Below are 23,398 nucleotides of genomic sequence, written 5' to 3' on the forward strand. Positions count from 1 at the left end.
AACGCGCGCGTACTCAGACCGCTGCCGTGAGCGGTTGCCACAGGAAGGTCGGGGAAGTGCTGTCAGCCCGCCTTCCGCAGCCCCCCGAAGACCAGCCGCACCACCGTGTCGGCGACCTCGCGCTCGTTCATGCCGCGGCCGTCCGGCCGGTACCACTCCACGATCGAGTTGATCATCCCGAAGACGAGCCGCGTCGCCAGCCGCACCTCCACATCGGCGCGCACCTCCCCGTCGGCGGCGGCCGCCTTGAGCAGCTCTGCGACCTGGTGGTCGAAGTCGCGGCGCCGGTCCAGGGCCCACCGCTCGGTGTCGGTGTTGCCGCGCACGCGCAGCAGCAGCGTCACATAGGGCAGGTCGCCTATGAGCACCTCGACCATGCGCCGGACGACGTACTCCAGCCGGTCGGCGGCGTGTCCCACGCGCGCGTGCTCCTCGTCGAGGATCCCGAAGAGCCCGTCGAGCGCCCGACTGACGGCGCGGCGCAGCAGCTCCTCCTTGCCCGTGACGTGGTGGTAGATCGACGACTTGGAGATGCCGGCCGCCTTGGAGAGGTGCTCCATGGAGGTGCCGTCGTAGCCGCGCTCGTTGAAGACCTGCACGGCGACGGAGAGCAGTGTCTCCGGCGTGTACGTGTCGCGCTTGGCCGTGGTCATGAGGTGCCGCCCTCCCGGGTCATGAGGTGCTGCCCTCGCGCTTGTCGGACGCGTACGCGTGCCGGTACAGCGCGAGGGACGGCGCGTAGCGCCCCGAGGGGTCGCGCAGGTGCAGGTCGTCCAGGAGGGCGTACGCCCAGTTGCGGCCGAGCCTGCGGCTCCACTCGAAGGGCCCGAGCGGGTAGTTGACGCCCAGGCGCATCGCGGTGTCGATGTCCTCCTCGGTGGCCACGCCCTTGGCGACGGCGTCGTGCGCCAGGTCGACGATCCGGGCGACCGTGCGGGCGACGATCATGCCGGGGACGTCGCCGATGACGCTGACGTCCTTGCCGAGCGCCTGGAAGAGGCCGATGGCCTCGGCGAGGGTCTGCGGCGAGGTGTCCTGGGAGGCGGACAGGGCGATCCGGGTGGCCCGGCGGTAGTCGAGGGCGAGGTCGAAGTAAACGACGTCCCGGAACTCCACCGACGTCTGGCCGTCGGCGAGCGCGAGCTGACCGCCGCTCGGCAGCACCAGGCGGGTGCCGTGGTCCTCGTCCTCCTCGCGCACCGGGATGCCCGCCTCGCGGATCAACGCGAGCAGCTCGGAGGCCGGGCCCAGGTCGCCCTCGGCGACGACGTGGGCGGGCTGCTGGGCCTGCTCCGCGGTGTGCGGCTCGTCGCGCTCGGCGGCCCCGGCCTCGTCGGCATAGTCGTACCAGCCGCGCCCGCTCTTGCGGCCGAGCCGACCGGACTCGACCAGGCGCCGCTGGGCGAGCGAGGGCGTGAAGCGCACGTCCTGGAAGAAGGACTGCCACACGGAGTGCGTGACGGACTCGTTGACGTCCTGACCGATGAGGTCGGTGAGCTCGAACGCGCCCATCTTGAAGCCGCCGCACTCGCGCAGAACGGCGTCGATGGTGGCCGGGTCCGCGCCTTGTGCCTCGTAGACGGCGAAGGCCTCCGCGTAGAAGGGCCGGGCGATCCGGTTGACGATGAAGCCGGGGGTGTCGGCGCAGGCGACCGGCGTCTTGCCCCAGGCCCGTGCCGTCTCGTACGCGCGCGTGGCCGACGTGACGTCGCTGGCGAACCCGGAGACGACCTCGACGAGCGGCAGAAGCGGCGCGGGGTTGAAGAAGTGCAGGCCGACGAAGCGCCCGGGATTGCGCAGGGCGCCACCGATCGCCGTCACCGACAGGGACGAGGTGTTCGTGGCGAGCAGGCAGTCCTCGTCGACGATGCCCTCCAGCTCCCGGAACAGCTCCTGTTTGACGTCGAGGCGCTCCAGGACGGCCTCGACGACCAGGGCGCAGTCCGCGAGGTCGGCGAGCGACTCGGCGGGCAGCAGCCGGTCTCGGGCCGCGTCGCGGTCGGCGCCGGTGAGGCGGTCCTTCGCGACGAGCCGGTCGAGGCGGGCACCGATCGCGTCGGCCGCGGCCTGGGCGCGCCCGGGAGCGGCGTCGTACAGCCGTACGGGATGGCCCGCCACCAACGCGACCTGGGCGATGCCCTGGCCCATGGTGCCGGTGCCGACGACGGCCACGGGGCTGCTGAGGTCGAGTGCTGTCATGTGCGCGATCCTCCCGCACGGGGTTTTCCACAGATGCGGCGGACCCCCTTGAACCGACCGATCGTTCGGTTACTCTAACTCTGACTGCCTGTTCCTGCCCATGTTTGTGCCCAGGTCATGAGCTCAACGGAGAGCTCTGGAAACGAGGAGTTGGTCCCGCATGGCCGCCGAACTGACCGCCCACGAGCTGATCGCCAAGCACCGGCCCACCCTCGACCAGGCGCTGGAGGCGATCCGCACACGCGCGTACTGGTCCCCGCACCCGGAGCACCCCAAGGCCTACGGCGAGAACGGCAGCCTGGACGCGGCGGCGGGCAAGGCAGCCTTCGACGCACTGCTGGGCAACCGCCTCGACCTCGGCCAGGCAGGCACGGACGACTGGGTGGGCGGCGAGGTCTCCCCGTACGGCATCGAGCTGGGCGTCGAGTACCCGCACGCGAACATCGACGAGCTGCTGCCGGCCATGAGGTCCGGCATGCGTCAGTGGCGGGACGCGGGCGCGGAGATGCGCGCGGTGGTCTGCGTGGAGATCCTCAAGCGGATCAGCGACCGGACGCACGAGTTCGCGCACGCGGTCATGCACACCTCCGGCCAGGCCTTCATGATGGCCTTCCAGGCGGGCGGACCGCACGCGCAGGACCGCGGCCTGGAGGCGGTGGCGTACGCGTACGTCGAGCAGGTCCGCACGCCCGACACGGCGGAGTGGACCAAGCCGCAGGGCAAGCGCGACCCGCTCGCCCTGAACAAGCAGTTCACGCCGGTCCCGCGTGGCATCGCGATGGTCATCGGCTGCAACACCTTCCCGACCTGGAACGGCTACCCGGGTCTGTTCGCGTCCCTGGCCACCGGCAACGCGGTCCTCGTGAAGCCCCACCCGCGCGCGGTGCTGCCGCTCGCGCTGACCGTGCAGGTCGCGCGGCAGGTGCTCGCCGAGGCCGGCTTCGACGCGAACCTGGTCGCGCTGGCCGCCGAGCGGCCCGGCGAGGGCATCGCCAAGACCCTGGCCACCCGCCCCGAGATCCGGATCATCGACTACACGGGCTCGACCGTGTTCGGCGACTGGCTGGAGGCCAACGCCCGCCAGGCGCAGGTCTACACGGAGAAGGCCGGCGTCAACACGGTGCTCGTCGACTCCACCGACAACTACAAGGGGATGCTGTCCAACCTGGCCTTCTCCCTCTCCCTGTACAGCGGCCAGATGTGCACCACCCCGCAGAACCTGCTCATCCCCCGCGACGGCATCCGCACCGACGAGGGCCCCAGGACCTTCGACGAGGTCGTCGCCGACCTCGCCCGCTCGGTCGACGGCCTCCTCGGCGACGACGCCCGCGCGAACGCGCTGCTCGGCGCGATCGTCAACCCCGACGTGAAGGCCCGCCTGGAGGCCGCGGCGGGGCTGGGCGAAGTCGCCCTCGCCTCCCGGGAGATCGCCAACCCGGAGTTCCCGGACGCGGTGGTCCGTACGCCGGTGATCGTCAAGCTGGACGGCGCGCGGAAATATTGGGAGGGCGCGGACGACGAGGCGGCCTACATGAGCGAGTGCTTCGGGCCGGTTTCGTTCGCCGTCGCTGTCGACTCGGCCTCGGACGCGGTGGAGTTGCTGCGGCGGACCGTGCGTGAGAAGGGTGCGATGACCGTCGGTGCGTACACCACCGACGCGGAGGTGGAGCAGGCCGTGCAGGAGGCCTGCCTGGAGGAGGCGGCCCAGCTGTCGCTGAACCTCACGGGCGGGGTGTACGTCAATCAGACGGCCGCGTTCTCCGACTTCCACGGGTCCGGCGGTAACCCCGCGGCCAACTCCGCGCTGTGTGATGGGGCGTTCGTGGCCAACCGGTTCCGGGTTGTCGAGGTGCGTCGGGAGGCCTAAGCCCGCAAAGCGCCCCCGGTGAGACTCCAGTGGTACAGCGTCATCGCCACGCTCGTCGCGAGGTTGTAGCTGGAGACCTGGGGGCGCATCGGCAAGGACACCAAATGGTCGGCACGCGCGCGTAGTTCTGCGGACAACCCACTGCGCTCGGAGCCGAAGGCGAGGACGGCGTCGTCCGGGAGCTTGGTGCCCCGGATGTCGTCGCCCTCCGGGTCCAGCGCGAAGAGCGGGCCGGGTGGCAGCTCGGCCACGCCCAGCCGCTCCACCGCGGTCGCGAAGTGCAGGCCCGCCCCGCCGCGTACGACCGTCGGATGCCAGGGGTCCAGGGTGCCGGTGGTGACCACGCCGGTCGCGCCGAAACCGGCGGCCAGGCGGATCACGGCGCCCGCGTTGCCGAGGTTGCGGGGGTTGTCGAGGACCACGACCGGGGCGGTGCGCGGGGTGTGCGCCAGCTTCTCGAGATTGGCGGCTCGGGGCGGTCGTACGGCCAAGGCGGCCACGGCGGTCGGATGCGGGCGCGGCACGAGGGACGTGTACGTCGACTCCGGGACCTCGGTCAGGAGCGCGTCCAGGGCATCCCGTACGTCCGGCGCCAGCTCCTCGGCGAGGGCGAGCGCGGCTTCCCGGTCGACGGCCACCGCCACCGGGACCTCGGCGCCGAAGCGCACGGCGTGCTTGAGGGCGTGGAAGCCGTCGAGCAGGACGCAGGTGCCGGCGAGGCGGTGCCAGGCGCGCGCGGCGTCGGGGCCGGTCGCGGGCTCGGGGTCGGGGTCGGGGTCGCTCATGCCTGTGAGCCTACGTGCGCGTGCTCGGGGTTCTCCGGGGTGCGCGGCTCGGGGCGGGCCGCAGGGTCGTCGTCGCGCCGGACCAGACGCGACAGCCGTCCACGCGCGCGTGCCGCCCACTCGCCCAGGCGGCGCAGGAACGACGTCGGCAGGAAGACCGCGTCCGCCGCGATCATCGCCAGCGAGAAGAACGGCAGGCCGAGGACGATCGCGATCACGGCGTGCTCGGTGATCATCGCGGCGAGGAGGACGTTCTTGACCCGCCGGTTGAACAGCGTGAACGGGAAGGCGACCTGCACCACGACCGTGCCGTAGGTGATGAGCATCACCATCGTGCCGCTGGACGACAGCACGTCGGCGAGGGCGGGCCAGGGGGAGAAGTAGTCGAGGTGCAGCGGGTAGTAGACGGCGGTGCCGTCCTGCCAGCGGGAGCCCTGGATCTTGTACCAGCCGGCGGTCGCGTAGATCAGGCACGCCTCGGCCATGATCACCAGCAGGGCGCCGTTGTGCACGATGTTGCCGACCACGTCGAGCAGGATGCGGGGCTGGGCGGTCCGGGCCCGGCGGCCCACGATCCACCACACGGCCTGCCCCAGCCAGATGCCCCACAGGATCACCGGCACGGTCAGGTCGCCGTCGAGACGGCCCGCCGCGGTCACCGCGACCAGCACGAAGCCGAGCACGCTCCACAGGGCCGGGCCGACCCGGTCGGGCCCGATCCGCTCGCCACGCGCGTGTGCCTCGCGCGCGAGCCGCGCCCGGCGCTCGTCCAGCGACCAGACCTGGCCACAGCGCGTGAACACGAGGTAGAGGCACATCAGGTGCAGGACGTTGTCGCCGCCGTCGCCCATGAAGATGGAGCGGTTCTGCAGCGAGAGCACGCCGACCATGAACAGCACGGACATCGTCCGGGTGCGCCAGCCGAGCAGCAGCAGCACGCTGGTCAGGACGGCGAGGGCGTACACGGACTCGAACCAGAACCGGCTGCCCGACCACATCAGAGCGGTGAACGAGCCGTTCGTCCCGATCAGCTGCTGGGCGAGATCGAGGTCCCAGGGGCCGTCGGGACCGTACAGCTCCTGGCGGTGGGGGAACTCGCGCAGCAGGAACAGCAGCCAGGTCGCGGTGAAGCCGATACGGATCACGGCCGTCTGGTACGGGCCGAGGGCGGACTCGGTGACGCGGGCGATGCCCGAGGAGATCGCGAGGGCGAAGCGGTTCACCGGGCACCTCCCTCGGCCTCGTCCGCGGCAGCGGTCCCGCCGACGGCATCGTTCCCGTCCGCGCTGCCGGCTCCCTCTTCCGGCACCCACCACCACGGCAGCACGCGGTAGGTCGGCTTGTCCGAGACCTGCTCGTCGCTCCACTTCGGCGGGCGCACATTGGTGGTGCGGGAGCGGACCTGGACGCGTTCGACGACGCCGCCGTCACCGGCCGCGTTCGCGCGGTCGAGGCGCAGCTGCACTATGCGCCGCAGATACGTCTCGGACAGGGCGCCGCGCAGGCCCACGGGACGGTTCTGGGCGTCGTGCGTGGCGACGAAGAAGTCCCAGGCCCGGCGCAGCTCGTTCTGTTGGGTGTGGCTGGGCAGCAGATTGCCGTCGATGGCCCGGCCGTCCTGGGCCGACAGGTCGTACCAGCCGGTGGTACGCGTGCCGCCGTCGGCCGTGCCGACCTGGGCCCGGACCTGCACCGCGATGTTCTGCTGCAACGGGTTGGGGGCGAACAGCTTCCAGTTCTGCTCGAACTCCGGGTATATCCAGTCGTCGATGGCCTTGCCGTGCTGCTTGGTGACCGTGTTCGGCGGCGCGACGTGCAGGAAGACCATGCCTATGTGGACACAGACGGCGATCGCGACGACCGCGAGGGCGAGGGCGGCGCCGATCTGGTACCGCAGGGAGAGGGCGGCCACGCCGGTACGGGGTTCGGGGGACGGCGAGGCGGGAGGGGTGGCCGGGGTGGCAGGGGTGGGCGATGACACGACGACGGGCACGATGACGGCCGGGGCGTCCTGCGGCTCCTCCTCCGGCCCGTGCCGGGCGGCCGAGCCTGCGTCGTACGCGTCTGCCATGCCGTTTCGTTCCCCGATTCCGGTTCCGGTCCGTCTTCCCTCAGCGCTCGCACGGGAACGGTACTCAGGCCCACCCGTCGGGCACAGCCCCTGTCGGGCCGCCGCCGTCCACACCTTACGGGGGTCCTACACGATCGCACCGGGGTCTACGAGACCCTCACGACCGGGGTCCCACGAGACCCTCACGAGGGACCCCACGAGGAGCATTCCCTTCTTCTAGAACCTGTTCTATCTTGACGCTCCGTCAGATCGCCGTATGTGTCGATGCGTGTGGAAGGGCAGGGACCGTGGACTTCACCTTCACCGAGGAGCAGCAGGCGGCGGCCGAGGCGGCGCGCGGAGTGTTCGCCGGGGTCGCGCCGGACGCGGTGCCCTCTCCCGCGCTCACGCCGGGCGCCGTCGCCGACGACTTCGACCGCCCGCTGTGGGGCCGCCTCGCGGACGCGGACCTGCTGAGTCTGCTGCTCGCCGAGGAGTACGGCGGGGCGGGCCTCGACGCCATCGCGCTGTGCCTGGTGCTGCGCGAGTCGGCGAAGGTACTGGCCCGGGTGCCGCTGCTGGAGAGCAGCGCGGCGACGGCGGCGGTCCAGGCGTACGGCGGCCCGGAGCTGAAGGCCGAGCTGCTCGCCCGTGCCGGGCGCGGCGAGGTGGTGCTGACGGTCGCGGCGCACGGCCGCACCGGCCACGACCCGGCCGAGCTCGCGGTGACCGCTCGGCAGGACGGTTCGGGGTGGGTCCTGGACGGGGTGCAGACCGCGGTGCCTTGGGCGTACGACGCCGATCTCGTGGTCGTGCCGGCCCGTACGGCCGCCGACCGGACCGTCCTCGCGCTGGTGCCGCGCGACGCGGAGGGTGTCTCACTCGGCGAGCAGTTCTCGACCAGCGGGGAGCGGCTGGGGGAGCTGCGGCTGGAGTCGGTGCGGCTCGCGGTGCGGGACGTCATCGACGCCGAGGGGGCGTGGGAGTGGCTGCGGGAGCTGCTCGCCACCGGGACGTGTGCGCTGGCGCTCGGGCTGGGTGAGCGGGTGCTGGGGATGACCTCGCAGTACGCGAGCAAGCGGGAGCAGTTCGGGCATCCGATCGCCACGTTCCAGGCGGTCGCCGTGCAGTCCGCCGACCGCTACATCGACCTGCGCGCGATGGAAGCCGCGCTGTGGCAGGCCGCCTGGCGGATCGCCTCAGGGGCGTCGGGGGCGCTGCCCGCCTCCGGAGACGTGGCCGTGGCCAAGATCTGGGCATCGGAGGGCGTACGGCGGATCGTGCAGACCGCCCAGCATCTGCACGGGGGCTTCGGCGCGGACGTCGACTATCCGCTGCACCGGTACCACGCCTGGGCCAAGCACCTGGAGCTGGCGCTCGGCCCGGCGGCGGCGCACGAGGAGGCGCTGGGGGATCTGCTGGCGGCGCATCCGCTGGCCTGACGGGTGTAGGTGTCTCCGACGGGCCAGCAGGACGACTTGCCGGTGCGACTTGCCGCTACGACGCGCCGGGGCGGCTCAGAGGACGTAGCCGGGCTGGCCCTCGTCGGTCACGACCGGGCGGCCCACGGCGGCCCACACCTGCATGCCGCCGTCGACGTTCACCGCGTCGACGCCCTGCTGGACGAGGTACATCGCGACCTGCGCCGAGCGGCCACCGGAGCGGCAGATCACATGGACGCGGCCGTCCTGCGGGGCGGCCTCGGTCAGCTCGCCGTAGCGGGCCACGAACTCGCTGATGGGGATGTGCAGGGCGCCTTCGGCGTGCCCCGCCTGCCACTCGTCGTCCTCGCGGACGTCCAGGAGGAAGTCGTCGTCCTTGAGGTCCGTGACCTCGACCGTGGGTACGCCAGATCCGAAATGCATGGCTCCGACGCTACCTGACGCTGCGGCGGCCGGCCGGGGGCTCCTCCGGGGGCTCCCAAGGGGGAGGGCGGATCTGCCCTCTGGGGAGGGCGGGCCCGTTGTGGCTTGTCGCGCAGTTCCCCGCGCCGCTTCAGGTCGGCCGCACAGCCGCCCGCTGACAGTCCCGCGCGCCCCGCCTACCCGAGCAGCGCCGCCAGTTCCGCTTCCCTCGCCGCGACCTGGGCCAGGAGCTGGTCGGCGATCTCGTCCAGGAGGCGGTCCGGGTCGTCCGGGGCGAGGCGGAGCATCGCGCCGATCGCGCTCTCCTCCAGCTCCTTCGCGATCAGGGTGAGCATCTCCTTGCGCTGGGCGAGCCATTCGAGGCGGGCGTAGAGCTCCTCGCTGGGGGTCGGGCCCTGTTCCTTGGGCGCCGGTCCCGCGGCCCATTCCTCGGCCAGCTCCCGCAGCAGCGCCTCGTCGCCACGGGCGTATGCGGCGTTGACGCGGGTGATGAACTCCTCGCGCCGGGACCGCTCGGCCTCTTCCTGGGCCAGATCGGGGTGGGCCTTGCGGGCCAGCTCGCGGTAGAGCTTGCGGGCCTCGTCGCTGGGGCGCACCCGCTCCGGCGGCCGAACGGGCTGGTCCGTGAGCATCGCGGCGGCCTCCGGGAACAGCCCCTCGCCGTCCATCCAGCCGTGGAACAGTTCCTCGACGCCGGGCATCGGCATCACCCGGGCGCGTGCCTCGTCGGCCTTGCGGATGTCCTCGGGGTCGCCGGTGCGGGCGGCCGTCACCTCGGCGATCCGGGCGTCCAGCTCGTCGAGGCGGGTGTACATGGGGCCGAGCTTCTGGTGGTGCAGGCGGGAGAAGTTCTCCACCTCGACGCGGAAGGTCTCCACCGCGATCTCGTACTCGATCAGCGCCTGCTCGGCGGCCCGCACGGCTCGCTCCAGCCGCTCCTCGGGTCGCGCCGCACCGTCCTCGGCCGTCACCTGCGCCTCACCACCCTGCTCAGCTGCACCGGCGGGCACCTCGGCACCGCCCCGCGTCCCCGCACCGGCGGGCTCGGCCTGGGACTGCTCAGCTTCCGGCGTCGTCACCCGACCAGCGTAGGCCACGCCGTGACCGCGTCAGCCGAGCCGAGCCCCGGGCACCGCCGCCCGGACAGCACCGGCGTTGCCGCGGGCCTGCTGGGGCTGCCGCCCCAGACCCCGCTTCGGCCCTGAACGGGCCTCGTCCTCAAACTCCCCCAGAGGGGGCACCCCCAGACGGGCTGAAGGACACCGACCGGCGTCGAGAGGCGCGGCCCCCCATCGCCGACGCGTCCGCCACAGGCACTCCGACCACGCATCCGCACCAGGTCACACCCCGACCTCCGCCACGATCCGCCCCGCCCGGACCGCCGCCACCAGCGCGCTGTGGTCCGCCTCCGTGCGGTCGGCGTAGGTGACGGCGAACGTGGCGATCGCCTCGTCCAGCTCCTCGTTCTTGCCGCAGTAGCCCGAGATCAGGCGGGGATCTGCGCTGTGGGAGTGGGCGCGGGCCAGGAGGGCGCCGGTCATGCGGGCGTAGTCGTCTATCTGGTCGGCGGCCAGCGCGGCCGGGTCGACGCTGCCCTTGCGGTTGCGGAACTGGCGTACCTGGAAGGGGAGTCCGTCGACGGTCGTCCAGCCCAGCAGGATGTCGCTGACCACCTGCATGCGCTTCTGGCCGAGGACCACGCGCCGCCCCTCGTGCTCCGCCTCGGGCGCCTCGAAGCCGGCCGTCACCAGGTGCGGGACCAGGGCCGAGGGGCGGGCCTCCTTCACCTGGAGGACCAGGGGTTCGCCCCGGTGGTCCAGGAGGAGGACGACGTACGAGCGCGTGCCCACGCTGCCCGTGCCCACCACGCGGAACGCCACGTCGTGCACCGAGTGACGGGACACGAGGGGGTGGCGGTCCTCGGAGAGCGTGGCGACCCAGCTCTCCAGCGACGCAGCCACCGCCGCCGCCTCCGCGTCCGGAACGCGGCGCAGCACCGGCGGGGCGTCGACGAAGCGGCGGCCGCCGTCCTCGGTCGGCTCCGTCGACTTCGCCGCGAAGCGCCCGCTGGTGTTGGCCCGCGCCTTCTCCGCGACCCGCTCCAGCGTGCCGAGCAGGTCATGGGCGTCGGTGTGGGAGACGAGCTCCTCGTCCGCGATCGCGTTCCACGCATCCAGCACCGGGAGCTTGGCCAGCAGTCGCATGGTGCGCCGGTAGGCACCGACCGTGTCGTGGGCAGCCTTGCGGCACTTGTCCTCGTCCGCGCCCGCCTCCCGGCCCGCGAGCACCAGCGAGGCGGCGAGCCGCTTGAGGTCCCACTCCCAGGGGCCGAACAGGGTCTCGTCGAAGTCGTTCAGATCGATGACCAGGCCGCCGCGCGGGTCGCCGTACAGACCGAAGTTCGCCGCGTGCGCGTCGCCGCAGATCTGGGCGCGGATCCGGGTCATGGGAGTGCGGGCGAGGTCGTACGCCATGAGCCCGGCCGAGCCACGCAGAAACGCGAAGGGCGTCGCCGCCATCCGGCCGACCCTTATCGGGGTGAGCTCGGGAAGCCGGCCGAGGTTGGACTCCTCGACGGCCGCCACGGCGTCGGGGCGGGCGGCGTCGAGGTCGAAGAGCGCGTGCTCACCGCGCGGCACCCGCCTGCGCAGCTCCTTGCCCTCCTCCTTGGGCAACCCACCGCCGGGCCACTGCGCGAAGCCACGCACCCGGGGCAGCCGACGCGCAACGGCTTCCGACGCCGACTCCGACCCCGACTCCGCCGCCGACGTCGGCTCCGACGCCACCGCAGCGGTCTCCGCCGCAGCCGTCTCCGCCGTGGCCTCGCCACCGACCTCGGTCATACCGACCGCCTCCCCCGCTCCCGCTCCCGCTCCCGCACGAACATCAACTCGTGCCGACGGTACAGCCGGTGGCCGAAACACGTCACACCCTGTGGACAACTCCGCGGATGTGGAAAACCCGGATCAGCGGCCCACGGCCTCAACAGCCCATCGGCCTCAGCAGCCCTCGGGCTGCTCCCCGTCCGCCAGATACTTCTTCGCCCACCCACCCAGTTCGGTCAGCGCGGGCTCCAGCGCGGCGCCCGCCTCCGTCAGCCGGTACACGACCCGCAGCGGCGGCCCCTCGTACACCTCGCGCACGACGAGTCCCGCGGCGGCCAGCTCGGTGAGCCGGTCGGAGAGCATGCGCTCGCTGATGCCGGGAATCGCCCGGCGCAGGGCTACGAAGTACGCCGGCCCCGTGATCAGGACGGACACGATCGGCCCGGTCCAGCGCTTGCCGAGCAGTTGGAAGACGCGGGTGATGCCGTCGTCGACCCGTTTGCACGCCGCTACGTCGTGACTCTGCTCACCCGCCATGCCCCTCAGGGTACTGCCCTGCCGTATGGGGGTGAAAAAAAGTAAGTGACTGTGTTATCCATAGTCGAGTACGAACTTTCAGTAGCTGCGGCGAGCGCTGGCCTCGGCAGGTGCACCCATCTGCGCCCACCCACGCCCGCCCGCGCCCGCCCGCCCCGTCCCCTCTGGAGACCCCCATGGCAACGCTCCTGCACATCGACTCCTCGGTCTTCCCCACCGACGCCTCCGCCTCCCGCGCCGTCACCGACGCGTTCCGCCGCACCTGGCAGGAACAGCACCCCGAGGGCACGGTGATCCACCGAGACCTCGCCACGAACCCCGTGCCACACATCTCGGCCCACGCCCACACCGCCGGCTTCTCCGATCCGGCCACGCACACCCCCGAGCAGGCGGCGGCGTTCGCCGTGCGCGTGCAGCTGATCGAGGAGCTGGAGCGTGCGGACGCGGTACTGATCGGCGCCCCGATGTACAACCTGACGATCCCGTCGACGCTGAAGGCCTGGCTGGACAACGTGGTCCTGTTCGGCCGTACGGCGGGCGAGGCCCAGTCGGCCAAGGGCACCCCGATCACCGTCATCGCGAGCCGCGGCGGCGCCTATGGGCCGGGCACGCCGCGTGAGGGCTACGAGTACGTGCAGAACTACCTGTCGGCGATCCTGGCCGACTTCCTCGGCGCCGAGGTCGACTTCATCGTCCCGGAGCTCACGATGGCCCCGATCAACCCGGAGATGGCCGACCTGGTCCCCCTCTTCGAGGCCTCCCGCGAGCGCGCCCTCGAGGAGGCCGCCACGAAGGCGAAGCAGCTGGCACAGCGGCTCGCGGCGTAGCCATGGCCCGCGGCAGGCACAGCTCCGGTTCGCCGCGCGGCGCGGTCGGAGTCGGAGTCGGCCACGATGCCTCACGGGGTGTCGTGGCCGACTCCCCGCACCGGCACATCGCTTGAGTACGCCGGCGGGACGCGCGCCCCAGCGCTCCAGCACTCCCCAGGGACGCACACCCCGCCCCTCACCCACGCCCGGCACCCGCCGCCACCAACCGCCCGCCCCGACCCGACCGCCCGACCCGTCGAGCAGCCGCCACCAGTTCCGTGCGCCGGAACCAGGTGGCCAGGACCAGCGGATAGACCAGGTACCCGAACCGCGTCGCCGGGATCAGGCACATCGCCAGCCCCAACCCGAGCGCCAACCGGTCCGCCGCCGCGACGACGGTCCGGGGCGGACGTACCGCCAACGACACCGCCACGCCGACGGCGGCGGCCGCGAGGGCTGCCATGGCGAGGACGGAACCGCCGGGGACGTAGGTGGCCAGCAGGTACCCCGGCAGCGGACTGGCCGCCGGGGAGTGCACCCCGCCCTCGCCGAGCGGGAAGAGCACCACGTGCTCGACGAAGGCATGCGGGTCGGCCAGGGCCACCGGCACCACCGCGACCGCGGCCACCAGCACGGCGACCACACCGGCCCGTACCGCCGCCCGTCGCCCCGCCGCCACCGCGAGCAGCACCAGCCCCACCGGCAACAGCGGCCAAGCCGTCCACTTCAGCGCGGCCGCGGCACCCATCGCCAGCCCGGCCGCCGTACCGTTCCCGCCCCGGCCGGCGAGCGCCAGGCCCAGGCACATCAGGCCGATCACCGGGAGGTCGACCCCGCCGACGGCCAGCGGCAGCGCTACGGCCGGGAAGGCCGCGAGGAGGAGCACGGTGGCACGCGCGCTCGAGTCCTCGCCGAATCCAAGGGAGTTGCGCGTTGAGGGCCGAGCGGCGAGAAGCATGCTCGCCAGGAACGCCGTGCAGAACCACACCCGGGCATCCGCGAGCGGCGTGCTGCCGAACAGCGCGTGGGGTATGCCGAACAGCGCCATGCCTGGCAGGTAGGGGTTGTAGTCGTCGACGCCGGCCGGATGCGGCAGATACGGGCTGCCGGAGTGCAGCAGCTGGCCGCCCGAGTGCTCGACGACGCCCACCTCCGACTGCGCGGCGCCCGCGACGATCATGAGCGCCAGTGGGACCACGACGGATCCGACCAACGCGGCGACCGCACTGCGCCCACTCCAGGGCCGCGGCGCCCGGCGGGCGAGCTCCGCCGCGACTACGTACCCGACGGCGGCGCAGGCACCCCAGATCCGGTGCGGCGTGAGGGTCGTGACCAGGGCCAGCGACAGCGCGAAGCCCGCGCATCCGAGCCAGAACAGCACGTCCCGGCGCACCCGGGGAGCCCTGCGGGACGGCTTACGGCCGCCTTGGAGGGGCGTCTGCCGTGCGGGGGCGGGGGCAGGGGCAGGGGCACGGAGGGTGGTACCGCCGGGCCTGACTCCGGCGACGAGGGAGAGTGACTCGGGTGGCATCGGTGGGCTCCTGGGGAAGGGGAGCTCCAATCTCGCGCCGAGGCCGCAGCGGCCACCTCGGCCGAACGGCCACCGTTCACCACCCTCGCGACGGCCGACTCAGCCGAACGACCGACCGACAGACCGACCGATAGACCGACAGACAGACCGACCGATCGACCCAGACACCTCACCGGCACAATCACCGCATGCATCTGATCTCTGTCGTCCTCGTCGCCCTCATGGCGCTGCTGCACGCCTACATCCTGGTCCTGGAAATGTTCCTGTGGCAGCGCCCCCCGGGCCGCCGGTTCCACGGCTTCGACGCCGAGATGGCCCGTTCCACCGCGGCGCTGGCGGCCAACCAGGGCCTCTACAACGGCTTCCTGGCCGCAGGCCTGGTCTGGGGCCTCATCGCCGACGACCCGACCGGCTACCGCGTCCAGATCTTCTTCCTGTCCTGCATCATCGTCGCGGGCGTCTACGGCGCGGCCACCGCCAACCGCCGCATCCTCTTCGCCCAGGCGCTGCCCGCCGCCGTGACCCTTGCCACGGTCATCGCGGCCGGCTGAGTCCCGCGCCGTCACCTAAGAGCTTCATCACAGGTCACGGCCGCCGAGGACGCCGTACCGAAGGGCAACATGTCGAACGCAACAACACAAAATGAAGAGGCGGCACCGTGATTACGATGCCGCCTCTGGCCAGAGGCTGGTTCAAGGATTCAGAGGTGGCGTGGGATCCGCCAGGGGCCGGACCGGGCGGACCAGATCGCCCCCGATATGCCTGAGGCGCTGAGCCGGCTCGACCCGTACTGGCCGCTGCCGCTCATCTCCGGGCCCTCGGCGACCAGCGACAGCACTCGACCGTGTCGAGGACGTGCACGGGCCACGGACCCTGGAAGACGGAGCCGCCGGCCGTCGGGATCGTTTGCTTTCGGTGACGAGAGCTCCGTACGGGGTCCGTCGTGACGACGTCCGATGGGGCCGCCATGGTTCTGTTTCTCCTGGTTGCCTCTCCGGCGGACATCACAGTCGGAAAGGGTTCTCGCCCGAGGGGGACGAAAAGTACCTTGTGCTGCTGATCAGCTTTTTCCCTCGTGTGCGAAAGAGGCTTCGCGATGGGCCGTCCCGAACTACCGGTAGACCCGGCGGCCGGTCCCGTGCAGCGACTCGCCCACGATCTTCGGGAGCTGCGCCGTTCGGCGGGTGGCGTGTCGTACCGGGCCATGGCGAAGAAGGCCGGCTTCTCGGTGACGACCCTGGCGAAGGCGGCGAGCGGCGAGCGACTGCCGTCGTTGGCCGTGCTCCAGGCGTACGTCCAGGCATGCGGCGCCGACCCCGTTCCGTGGGAGGCACGGTGGGCGGAGGCCGAGGCGCTGGCCGGGGAGGAGAGGCAGGAGGATGCCGACGCCGCACCGCCCTACCGTGGCCTCGCGCGTTTCGAGCCGGACGACCGTGAGCTGTTCTTCGGCCGGGACCGGCTGATCGACGAGCTGAGCGAGCTGGGGTGCGGGTCCCCGTTCGCCGTGGTGTTCGGGGCTTCCGGCAGCGGCAAGTCCTCCCTGCTGCGGGCCGGTCTGATTCCCGTGCTGCGGGAGAAGATCGCGGAGCAGGGGCGTACGGCGGTCCTTCGGATCCTCACACCAGGAGCCCGGCCCGCGACCACCTACGGACATCTGCTGACGCCGGAGGCCGACGATCCGGAGAGCTGGGTGGTGGTGGATCAGTTCGAGGAGGTCTTCACCCTCTGCCGCGAGCGCGCCGAGCGGGACCGCTTCCTCGACCTTCTGCTCGCCGCGCGCGACCCGGGAAGCCGACTGCGCGTGCTCATAGCCGTACGGTCCGACTTCTATGCGCGGTGCGCCGAGCACCCGCGACTGGCGGAGGCGCTGCACGGAAGCGGGCTTCTGGTCAGGTCCATGACCGCCGACGAGCTGCGCGAGGCGGTGATCGGTCCCGCGCAGGCGGCCGGGCTCATCGTGGAGCGGACCCTGACCGCGCGGATCGTCGAAGACGTGCTGGACGAGCCCGGCGGACTGCCGATGCTTTCCCATGCCCTGTTGGAGACGTGGCGGCGGCGCAAGGGACGGATGCTGACGCTGGACGCGTACGAAGCGGCCGGCGGGGTACGCGGCGCGATCGCGGCCAGCGCCGAGGAGGCGTACGCGGAACTCTCACCGGCGCAGGCGCACGCTGCCCGGCACCTGCTCCTGCGGATGGTGGAGCCCGGCCAGGGCAACGCCGACACGCGCCGCCCGCTGAGCTGGGAGGAGATGGCCGGGTGGGAGGACCCCGAAGTGCGAGCGGTCGTCGGGCGGCTGGCCCGGGCCCGGCTGCTGACCACCGACGACGACGGAGTGCAGCTCGCCCACGAGGCGCTCATCACGTGCTGGCCGCGGCTGCGCGAGTGGATCGAGGCGGACCGGGAGCGGCTGCGCCACCACCGGCAGCTGACCGACGCCGCCCGCACCTGGCTGGAGCACGACCACGACCCGGGCACGCTCTACCGGGGCACCCGCCTGGCGCGGGCCGAGGAACTGTTCGCGGGCGACGACCGCGGCTACGACGGCCTGACGTCCGAGGAGACGGCCTTCCTGGTCGCCGCGGCGGAGCAACGAGCGACGGAGGAGCGGGCCGCCACCCGGGCCCGGCGCCGCAGCCGCACGCTCACGGCCTCGCTCTGCGCCGTGCTGGCGGTGGCCCTGGTCGTCGGCCTGACCGCCGTGCGACTGCGTCAGGACAGCGAGAAGCAGACCACCGACACGGCGGCCCGCCGGGTGGCCGCGGTCGCCGACGCGCTGCGTACCACGGACCCGCGCACCGCGATGCTGCTCGGCGTCGCCGCATGGCGCATCTCTGAGCTGCCGGAGTCCCGCCGAGCCCTGCTGGGCGCGCTGGCCCAGCGCGAACTGGGCAACTTCACCGACCCGGCGCCCGGTGACGAACCGACGCGCCTCCTCGACAGCTCCGGGCGCACTCTGCTCAGCATCGGCGACAACACCTGGCGGACGTGGGATGTGGGCACCCACCGCCGTATCGCCTCGGGGCCGGTACCGCACGGGGCGATACTCGGCGCGGGTCCGGGCGGCCGGGTGCTCGTCATCCGGACCGCCCAGCAGACCCAGCGGCTGTGGGACACCCGAACGAGGCGCTGGATCGGGGGTACCCTGCCGTTCAGGGACACCGTGAGATTCGGGGCGAGTGGCCGCAATTACCTGGTGAGGAGCCCGGACGACAACCGGGTTGGGCTGTACTCCGTCGCCGACGGCCATCTGACCTTCCGGACCCCGTCGACCGGCGAGGACGTCGCCGACGCAGCGGCCGACGACGGGCTGCTGGCCGTCTGCCCGCGCGGCCGGGCCCCGCAGGTCTGGGACACCTCCGCGCGCACCGTCCGGCCCGGGGCCTGGACGAGCGCTCGCGGCCTCTGTGGTGGTGACCGCACCCTCCTCCGCCTCACCGGCGGCCGGCTCCTCGCTCTCGCCGGGGACCGGGTGCGTGTATGGGACCCCGCGTCGGGACGAAAGCTCGCCGACGTCGTCCACCCGGGTGTCGTTACCGCTGCCGTGAGCGCGGACGGCTCGTTTCTGGCGACCGGCGGCGGCCAGGAGATCAGAGCGTGGCGTATGCCCAACCGCGGCGCCCCCGTTTTCCGGCACTCCTTGGACAACGAGTCGCTCTCCGGTCTCGCCTGGGACTCCTCGCGGCCGCTGCTGCGATACCTCGAAGGGGGCACGGTCCACACCCTCGACCTCACCACGACGCTCACCCGCGCCTGGCGCAAGAGTCCGCTCGCCGGGGTCCGGCTCAGCCCCGACGGCAGGACGCTCGCCACCGCCGAACGTATCGGTGAACGCTACGTCGTCCAGCTGCGGAACACGCGCGACGGCCGTCTGCTGCGCACCCTGCCGACCCCGTCACTTCCCGCCTTCCGCACCGGCACAGCGACGGTCCCCGCAGAGGTCACCGAGCCTTTGCTGTCCTTCAGCCCCGACGGCGGCACGTTCGCGTACGGAGTCTCCGTCCCTCTCGGGGACACGACGCCTCAGCGTCTGACGGTGTGGGACGTGGCCGCCGGACACGTGAAGACCACTGTGGACGTGGCGACGGCGTCCGCGACGCCTACGGACGCGATCGCCCTGGGACCGGGCGGTCGTTCGCTCCTCACCGCACATTCGACCGAAGGCGGCTTCGTCAACGAGATATGGGACACCACGCGGCAGCGGAGGACGGCGCTCCTCCCCGGCCCGGGCGGCGATCATCTGGCCGTCAGCCGGGACGGCGGGCTCCTCGTGACCGACAACCGCGTCGTCCGAGCGGGCCGGTCCCACACCCATGACCTCGTCCAGCACGACGGCATCGGAGCCATCGCCTTCGCTCCCGACGGCTCCGGCCTCGCGGCGGGCGACTGGACAGGGCGGGTGGCCATCTGGGACGGCGACCTCCGGCACCGGGCGGGCATCCTGAGGAACGTCTTTCTGGCGCCCGTCGATCCGTCCTCCGACTCAGCCGAAGCGATCAGGGCCCTCGCGTTCAGTCCGGACGGCAGCACGCTCGCCGTGGGCGGCAACTCGGGCACCGTCCAACTCTGGGACATCGCAACCCAGCAACCTCTCGGTCCTTCTCTGCCCACCCCGGGTGGAAGCATCGACACGCTCGCCTTCAGCCCGGACAGCACCATGCTGTACGCGGGCGGCGTGCACGTCCCGCTCCAGCGGTACGTGGTGGATCCGGACCGAGCGGTGTCCCTTGTCTGCGCCCGTGCCGGGAAGGCCGAGCTGACTCGTGCGCAGTGGCGCACCTACGTTCCGGACCGGCCGTACAGGCGGGTCTGTCCCTGACCGTCTCTGTGGATCACGAAAGTGGCCGGGGCAATTGATGCTTCCACTGAGCGTGGCGGTGGCGCTGGCGGTCCTGACCGCCTCCCACTTCTCGGTCTGCGCCATGCCGTGAAGAGGGCGGACCGGGGCAGCAACGGGTCGATCGTCAAGGGCCCGCGAGTTGTCCCTCCAGCCATGCCACCAGGAGTCCTCATTGCCAAGGCGGCAGAAGCGTCTGACGCCGGCCAGTCCGCAACCGCCCACAGGATTGGCCGACCTGGCAAAAGGGACGTGCCAAACAACATTCCGGTTGCGAGCGTCGGTGCAGCAAGGCCGGATCCCGGCACCCTGAGTCACCCGGAGAAGAGCAAACGACCATGGTCAGTACCCCGCACCCGCAGCGCAGGGCCATAGTCACCGGAGGGCTGCCGGCCTCCGCGGCCCTGATCACCGGATGTTCGGCCGACTGCGCGCCTCAGAGCCGGCAGGGCGATACGGCCCCCGAGGTCCACTGCAGCGCCGGCGGCTCCCGAGTCGCCACAAGGCGAGCCGGCATCGAGTTGGACAAAGACGCAGGGGATGGCCGCTTCCGCCGGTCGCTGACATCGGCTGCTGCACGAACGACTCCTGCAGCCTTTTTCACACTGCCGTGGCCTGGCCGTCGCCGCCATCACTCCGGGAAACGTGCGCGGGGCGAGCGCGCGGGCGAGGGCTTCAGCCCCCGGCGCGAAGAGGCGGGCGGGGCGAGCAGGTTGCCGGGCAGCCGCCGTACGCCGGGGCTCCGCGACCCGTCGTTCCCGCGCACTGCCTTACGTCCGGACAAGCAATGTGGCATTCGATCCCCCGGAATTGTCTGCGGCGGCAAAAGGGGCATGCCAAACAACCTCCCGGCTGTGAGCGTCGGTCGTGACATCGCTGCACGTCGAACAACCGGAGCACACCATGCCCACCAGCGTCCTGATCGCGGTCGCCTTGTCCGTCCTTCTCGGGATCCTGGTGTTCTTCACGGTGCCCAGGGACACCGAGACATCCGCCTCGACGGCGGCGGACCATGTGACGATCAACGCCGAGACCGTCGCCGGCAAAAAACACGTCGACTTCCCACAGGTCCGCTGGAACATCAACCGCGGCTCGGGCGCCTATCTGACAATGCTCGACCAGCTGCGTAACCTCGCCGAGACCTCGGCCAACGGCCGCGTCATGCCTGACTTCGACGCCGAGGTGAACGTCGCCATCACCGGCAACACGGAGAGCCGGAGTTTCGCCGACATCGTGATCAGCAGCGGCAACCACACCCCCGCGGTGCATGCGATCGTACGGCTCAGCGACTTCTGCGTCGTGCGGTTCTTCTCCAGCGACACCCCGCACAACTTCGCCCTGAACCTCGCCTCCGACGTCCCCAACCATGAGGACGCCGACGACAACTGGTTCCTCGGCAAGGAGGGCTACGACGCCCTCGCCCGCGTCGCTAACCAGTCGCTGACCGCCGTCAACCTGAACGAGTTCAGCCTTGAGAACAGCCTCAGGGACCTCGGCATCCGCGGCACCGACCGCACCGCCCAGGCGCGCGGCATGCTGCGCTACATCATCGCCATCACCGAGGCCTCCCGGTTCCGCCCCATCGCCAACCGCATCGCGAACGGCATGGACAACGGGTCCGACGTCTTCGTCACCGCACAGCAAGTCGGCCTGATACGTAACTAGGCTGGCATCAGCGATGTCTTCATCGGCCACACCAACCGCACCGACCTCTCCGCCAGCACCAGCGTCGCGGACGTCCGCGTCGCCGCGGACCTGCTCGCGGTCACATCGGACGCGTTGCGGTGCGGTTGGTACCAGCGGATGGAATCGGCGCCAGCGTGGCTCGTACTCAGTTGGCAGAAGTCCAGCCTGCTGACAGAGCTGGCGGAAGTCTCCCTGGGCGTGGACGCCACACCCGTCCGAACGTTCTCCCGCGGCCGCCGCACAAACGGACCGGAGCTCGCCACGGACCCGGATGCCGGCTGGTACGTACGTGAAGGCGACCACAGGGACCCCGACGCGCCGGTCTCCGACTCCACGGCTTCCTCGCCGGCGACCGCGCCTACAACAACTCCGAGCCCGAGGAGTGGCAGCTCCCCGTCCGAGCCATGGGCTACAAGCCGGTCTACGACTACCGCGCGGACCAGCTCGGCAAGCAGGCCGGAACGCACGGCGCAATCCTCGTCGAAGGCCGCTGGTACTGCCCCTCCATGCCCGAGCCCCTCATCAACGCCACCATCGACCTGCACGCCGACCGCATCGACCGGGAGACGTGGATCAAGCTGATCGCCGCTCGCCGCGGCTACCGCATCATGCCGAAAGAGAACGCCGACGCGGACGGCTACCAGCGGATGATGTGCCCCGCCGCGGCAAGCAAGGCCCAGTGCCCCAACAAGCCCTACAGCATGGGTCGCGGCATCCACCTGCCCCTCATCGACCCAGAGCCCAGCCCCACCGGCCCGCTCAAAGTCTGCCGCCAGCACACGATCACCGTCAGCCCCGAAGCCGGCGCCAAGCAGTGGCAGGCTCTGGACTACGGCAGCCCGGAATGGCAGAAGGTCTACTTCCGGCTCCGCAACAGCGTCGAGGGCTACAACGGCTACGCCAAGAACCCCCTCGCCGAGGGCATCGAATCCGCGGGGTCCCGCCGTATCCGCGGCATCGCGGCACAAACGATCCTGCTCGCCTTCCAGCTGGCCCACGCGAACCGCCGCAAGATCAAGAAATGGCTGGACACACTGTCGCTCGGCGGCGAGCGCCCCCGTCGACGCACCCACCACCGCCGCCCGAAGAAAGAGCCGAGGAGCTGGACCCCGACAGGCCACCTGGCACCAGCGGCATAGATCACTCCGACCCGGCGCTGCACCACAGACTGAGACAGGCCCCACCCGTGAGATAGCTCACGCGGCGGGGCCTCTCGTATGCCCTGACCAGGTTGTGTGATGCCTCACAACGATCATGGAAACGAGAAACGGGCCCCTGCGGTGACTTCCGTCACCTGCAGAGACCCGTTTCGTCGGTTTCTCAGCGTGCGCGAGGGGGGAGTTGAACCCCCACGCCCTTGCGGGCACTGGAACCTGAATCCAGCGCGTCTGCCTATTCCGCCACCCGCGCATTGGGTGTGTCCTCGGGCGTCTGTCCTTGCGGTCCGGCGCCTTCCGACACGCAGAACATTAGCACGCCGGCCAGGGTGGGTTCACATCCCTTACCCCTGGACAGCCGCCCCGCAGCCGCCCACCAGCACCGTCGGTACTCCCACCGAACTCCCACCGGCAACAGCGAACCAACCCGCGACGCCATCCGTTCCGTATCAACGAGTACCTGTTCACGTATCAACCTCGTACCGGTACCGCGCATCTGTCCAGGAGCCGGTCGGGGTCCACAGTCAGGTGCGGGACACTGGTTTGCGGCCGCCTCTACGATCCATGGCAGGACTATGGGCCTGAGGAGTTCGAAGCAGAGCTCCGCAGGGAACTTCGAGGGCGTCGACACCCGTCGACCGGGCCGACAGGGGGAACCAGCCGATTTACCGGCGCGTGGATACGATCAGTAAGCAGTACCAGGTGAAGCAGTGCCCGCCCGGCGGGATGCAGGACGAAGCAGGCGACGGAGGAGGTGCCCCATGGGAGTCCTGAAGAAGTTCGAGCAGCGTCTCGAAGGTCTGGTCAACGGCACCTTCGCCAAGGTGTTCAAGTCAGAGGTCCAGCCCGTGGAGATCGCGGGAGCGCTCCAGCGCGAGTGCGACAACAACGCGACCATCTGGAACCGCGACCGTACGGTCGTCCCCAACGACTTCATCGTGGAGCTGAGCGCGCCGGACCACGAGCGGCTGAGCCCCTACTCCGGCCAGCTCGGCGACGAGCTCGCCGGCATGGTCCGCGACTACGCCAAGCAGCAGCGCTACACCTTCATGGGCCCGATCAAGGTCAACCTGGAGAAGGCCGACGACCTCGACACCGGCCTGTACCGCGTGCGCAGCCGTACGCTCGCCGGCTCCACCGACCAGCAGGGCGGCGGCCGGCAGGCTCCCGCCCCCGCCGCCCCGGCCGGGCGGCCCGGCGGCGCCCCGGGTGGCTACGGCTACCCGCCGGCCGCCGCACCCGCGGGCGCC

The 23,398-nt window shown here is 71.3% G+C and carries 18 protein-coding genes, 1 tRNA gene and 1 pseudogene; 9 read left to right on the top strand and 11 right to left on the bottom strand.

Going from position 1 to position 23,398, the window contains the following annotated elements:
* Positions 1-62 precede the first annotated feature (62 nt).
* On the bottom strand, positions 63-653 hold the full coding sequence (locus EHO50_RS28190; RefSeq protein WP_128433993.1) for a TetR/AcrR family transcriptional regulator: 591 nt from the start codon (positions 651-653) through the stop codon (positions 63-65).
* A gap of 19 nt (positions 654-672) precedes the next feature.
* A complete protein-coding gene (locus tag EHO50_RS28195; RefSeq protein ID WP_128433994.1) occupies positions 673-2,199 on the bottom strand; it encodes a 3-hydroxyacyl-CoA dehydrogenase in 1,527 nt (508 codons plus the stop codon).
* Positions 2,200-2,359: 160 nt separating this feature from the next.
* Between EHO50_RS28195 and paaN the strand changes: the two genes are divergently transcribed.
* Entirely contained in the window at positions 2,360-4,066 is a 1,707-nt protein-coding gene (gene paaN, locus EHO50_RS28200) for a phenylacetic acid degradation protein PaaN (RefSeq protein ID WP_128433995.1), read from the top strand.
* Here paaN and EHO50_RS28205 read toward each other — a convergent pair.
* From EHO50_RS28205 to EHO50_RS28215, 3 genes are read right to left on the bottom strand one after another with little or no spacing between them, the layout of a single operon-like run.
* Positions 4,063-4,851: a TrmH family RNA methyltransferase gene (locus EHO50_RS28205; RefSeq protein ID WP_128433996.1), complete on the bottom strand. Its 789-nt coding sequence runs from the start codon at positions 4,849-4,851 to the stop codon at positions 4,063-4,065. The genes paaN and EHO50_RS28205 overlap by 4 nt on opposite strands.
* Positions 4,848-6,074 (bottom strand): HTTM domain-containing protein, encoded by a 1,227-nt coding sequence (locus tag EHO50_RS28210; RefSeq protein WP_128433997.1) that lies wholly within the window; start codon positions 6,072-6,074, stop codon positions 4,848-4,850. Before EHO50_RS28210 ends, EHO50_RS28205 begins: the two co-directional genes overlap by 4 nt.
* Positions 6,071-6,922: a DUF5819 family protein gene (locus tag EHO50_RS28215; protein WP_246101488.1), complete on the bottom strand. Its 852-nt coding sequence runs from the start codon at positions 6,920-6,922 to the stop codon at positions 6,071-6,073. The genes EHO50_RS28210 and EHO50_RS28215 overlap by 4 nt, the downstream gene beginning before the upstream one ends.
* Positions 6,923-7,209: 287 nt before the next feature.
* Between EHO50_RS28215 and EHO50_RS28220 the strand changes: the two genes are divergently transcribed.
* Entirely contained in the window at positions 7,210-8,343 is a 1,134-nt protein-coding gene (locus EHO50_RS28220; protein ID WP_128433998.1) for an acyl-CoA dehydrogenase family protein, read from the top strand.
* A 75-nt stretch (positions 8,344-8,418) separates the two neighbouring features.
* Here the strand turns inward: EHO50_RS28220 and EHO50_RS28225 are convergent, their stop codons facing one another.
* From EHO50_RS28225 to EHO50_RS28240, 4 genes are all read right to left on the bottom strand, one after another.
* Positions 8,419-8,766: a rhodanese-like domain-containing protein gene (locus EHO50_RS28225; RefSeq protein ID WP_128433999.1), complete on the bottom strand. Its 348-nt coding sequence runs from the start codon at positions 8,764-8,766 to the stop codon at positions 8,419-8,421.
* A 176-nt stretch (positions 8,767-8,942) separates the two neighbouring features.
* Positions 8,943-9,845, bottom strand: coding sequence for a hypothetical protein (locus EHO50_RS28230; protein WP_128434000.1), 903 nt, complete (start codon positions 9,843-9,845; stop codon positions 8,943-8,945).
* A 261-nt stretch (positions 9,846-10,106) separates the two neighbouring features.
* Positions 10,107-11,609 carry a DUF2252 domain-containing protein gene (locus EHO50_RS28235; RefSeq protein WP_128434001.1) on the bottom strand — a complete coding sequence of 501 codons (1,503 nt, stop codon included), beginning with the start codon at positions 11,607-11,609 and terminating at the stop codon, positions 10,107-10,109.
* 156 nt (positions 11,610-11,765) lie between these two features.
* Entirely contained in the window at positions 11,766-12,128 is a 363-nt protein-coding gene (locus EHO50_RS28240; RefSeq protein WP_128434002.1) for a winged helix-turn-helix transcriptional regulator, read from the bottom strand.
* A 176-nt stretch (positions 12,129-12,304) separates the two neighbouring features.
* On the opposite strand from EHO50_RS28240, the gene EHO50_RS28245 reads away from it, so the two are divergent.
* Positions 12,305-12,955 carry an FMN-dependent NADH-azoreductase gene (locus EHO50_RS28245; RefSeq protein ID WP_128434003.1) on the top strand — a complete coding sequence of 217 codons (651 nt, stop codon included), beginning with the start codon at positions 12,305-12,307 and terminating at the stop codon, positions 12,953-12,955.
* A gap of 178 nt (positions 12,956-13,133) precedes the next feature.
* Here the strand turns inward: EHO50_RS28245 and EHO50_RS28250 are convergent, their stop codons facing one another.
* Positions 13,134-14,468: a glycosyltransferase 87 family protein gene (locus EHO50_RS28250; RefSeq protein ID WP_128434004.1), complete on the bottom strand. Its 1,335-nt coding sequence runs from the start codon at positions 14,466-14,468 to the stop codon at positions 13,134-13,136.
* 188 nt (positions 14,469-14,656) lie between these two features.
* On the opposite strand from EHO50_RS28250, the gene EHO50_RS28255 reads away from it, so the two are divergent.
* The 5 genes and pseudogenes from EHO50_RS28255 to EHO50_RS28275 all read left to right on the top strand — a co-directional run bounded on the left by EHO50_RS28255 (position 14,657) and on the right by EHO50_RS28275 (position 22,130).
* Positions 14,657-15,019 carry a DUF1304 domain-containing protein gene (locus EHO50_RS28255; protein WP_128434005.1) on the top strand — a complete coding sequence of 121 codons (363 nt, stop codon included), beginning with the start codon at positions 14,657-14,659 and terminating at the stop codon, positions 15,017-15,019.
* Positions 15,020-15,229: 210 nt separating this feature from the next.
* Positions 15,230-15,347, top strand: a pseudogene (locus tag EHO50_RS45260) (lactate utilization protein C); the annotation flags it as partial.
* Positions 15,348-15,564: 217 nt separating this feature from the next.
* The gene (locus tag EHO50_RS28265) at positions 15,565-19,287 is read left to right on the top strand and encodes an nSTAND1 domain-containing NTPase (protein WP_128434006.1); all 3,723 of its coding nucleotides are present in this window, start codon (positions 15,565-15,567) and stop codon (positions 19,285-19,287) included.
* A 921-nt stretch (positions 19,288-20,208) separates the two neighbouring features.
* The gene (locus tag EHO50_RS28270; RefSeq protein WP_128434007.1) at positions 20,209-20,970 is read left to right on the top strand and encodes a ribosome-inactivating family protein; all 762 of its coding nucleotides are present in this window, start codon (positions 20,209-20,211) and stop codon (positions 20,968-20,970) included.
* Between the two features lie 425 nt (positions 20,971-21,395).
* Positions 21,396-22,130, top strand: a complete 735-nt coding sequence (locus EHO50_RS28275; protein ID WP_246101490.1) for a hypothetical protein — start codon at positions 21,396-21,398, stop codon at positions 22,128-22,130.
* Positions 22,131-22,317: 187 nt separating this feature from the next.
* On the opposite strand, the gene EHO50_RS28280 is transcribed toward EHO50_RS28275, so the two are convergent.
* Positions 22,318-22,401, bottom strand: a tRNA-Leu gene (locus EHO50_RS28280).
* Between the two features lie 508 nt (positions 22,402-22,909).
* Between EHO50_RS28280 and EHO50_RS28285 the strand changes: the two genes are divergently transcribed.
* Positions 22,910-23,398: DUF3662 domain-containing protein (locus EHO50_RS28285; protein ID WP_128434008.1), on the top strand; the 489-nt coding region annotated here is incomplete at its 3' end.

The sequence above is a fragment of the Streptomyces cyaneus genome, assembly GCF_004028635.1.
Lineage (GTDB): Bacteria > Actinomycetota > Actinomycetes > Streptomycetales > Streptomycetaceae > Streptomyces > Streptomyces cyaneus.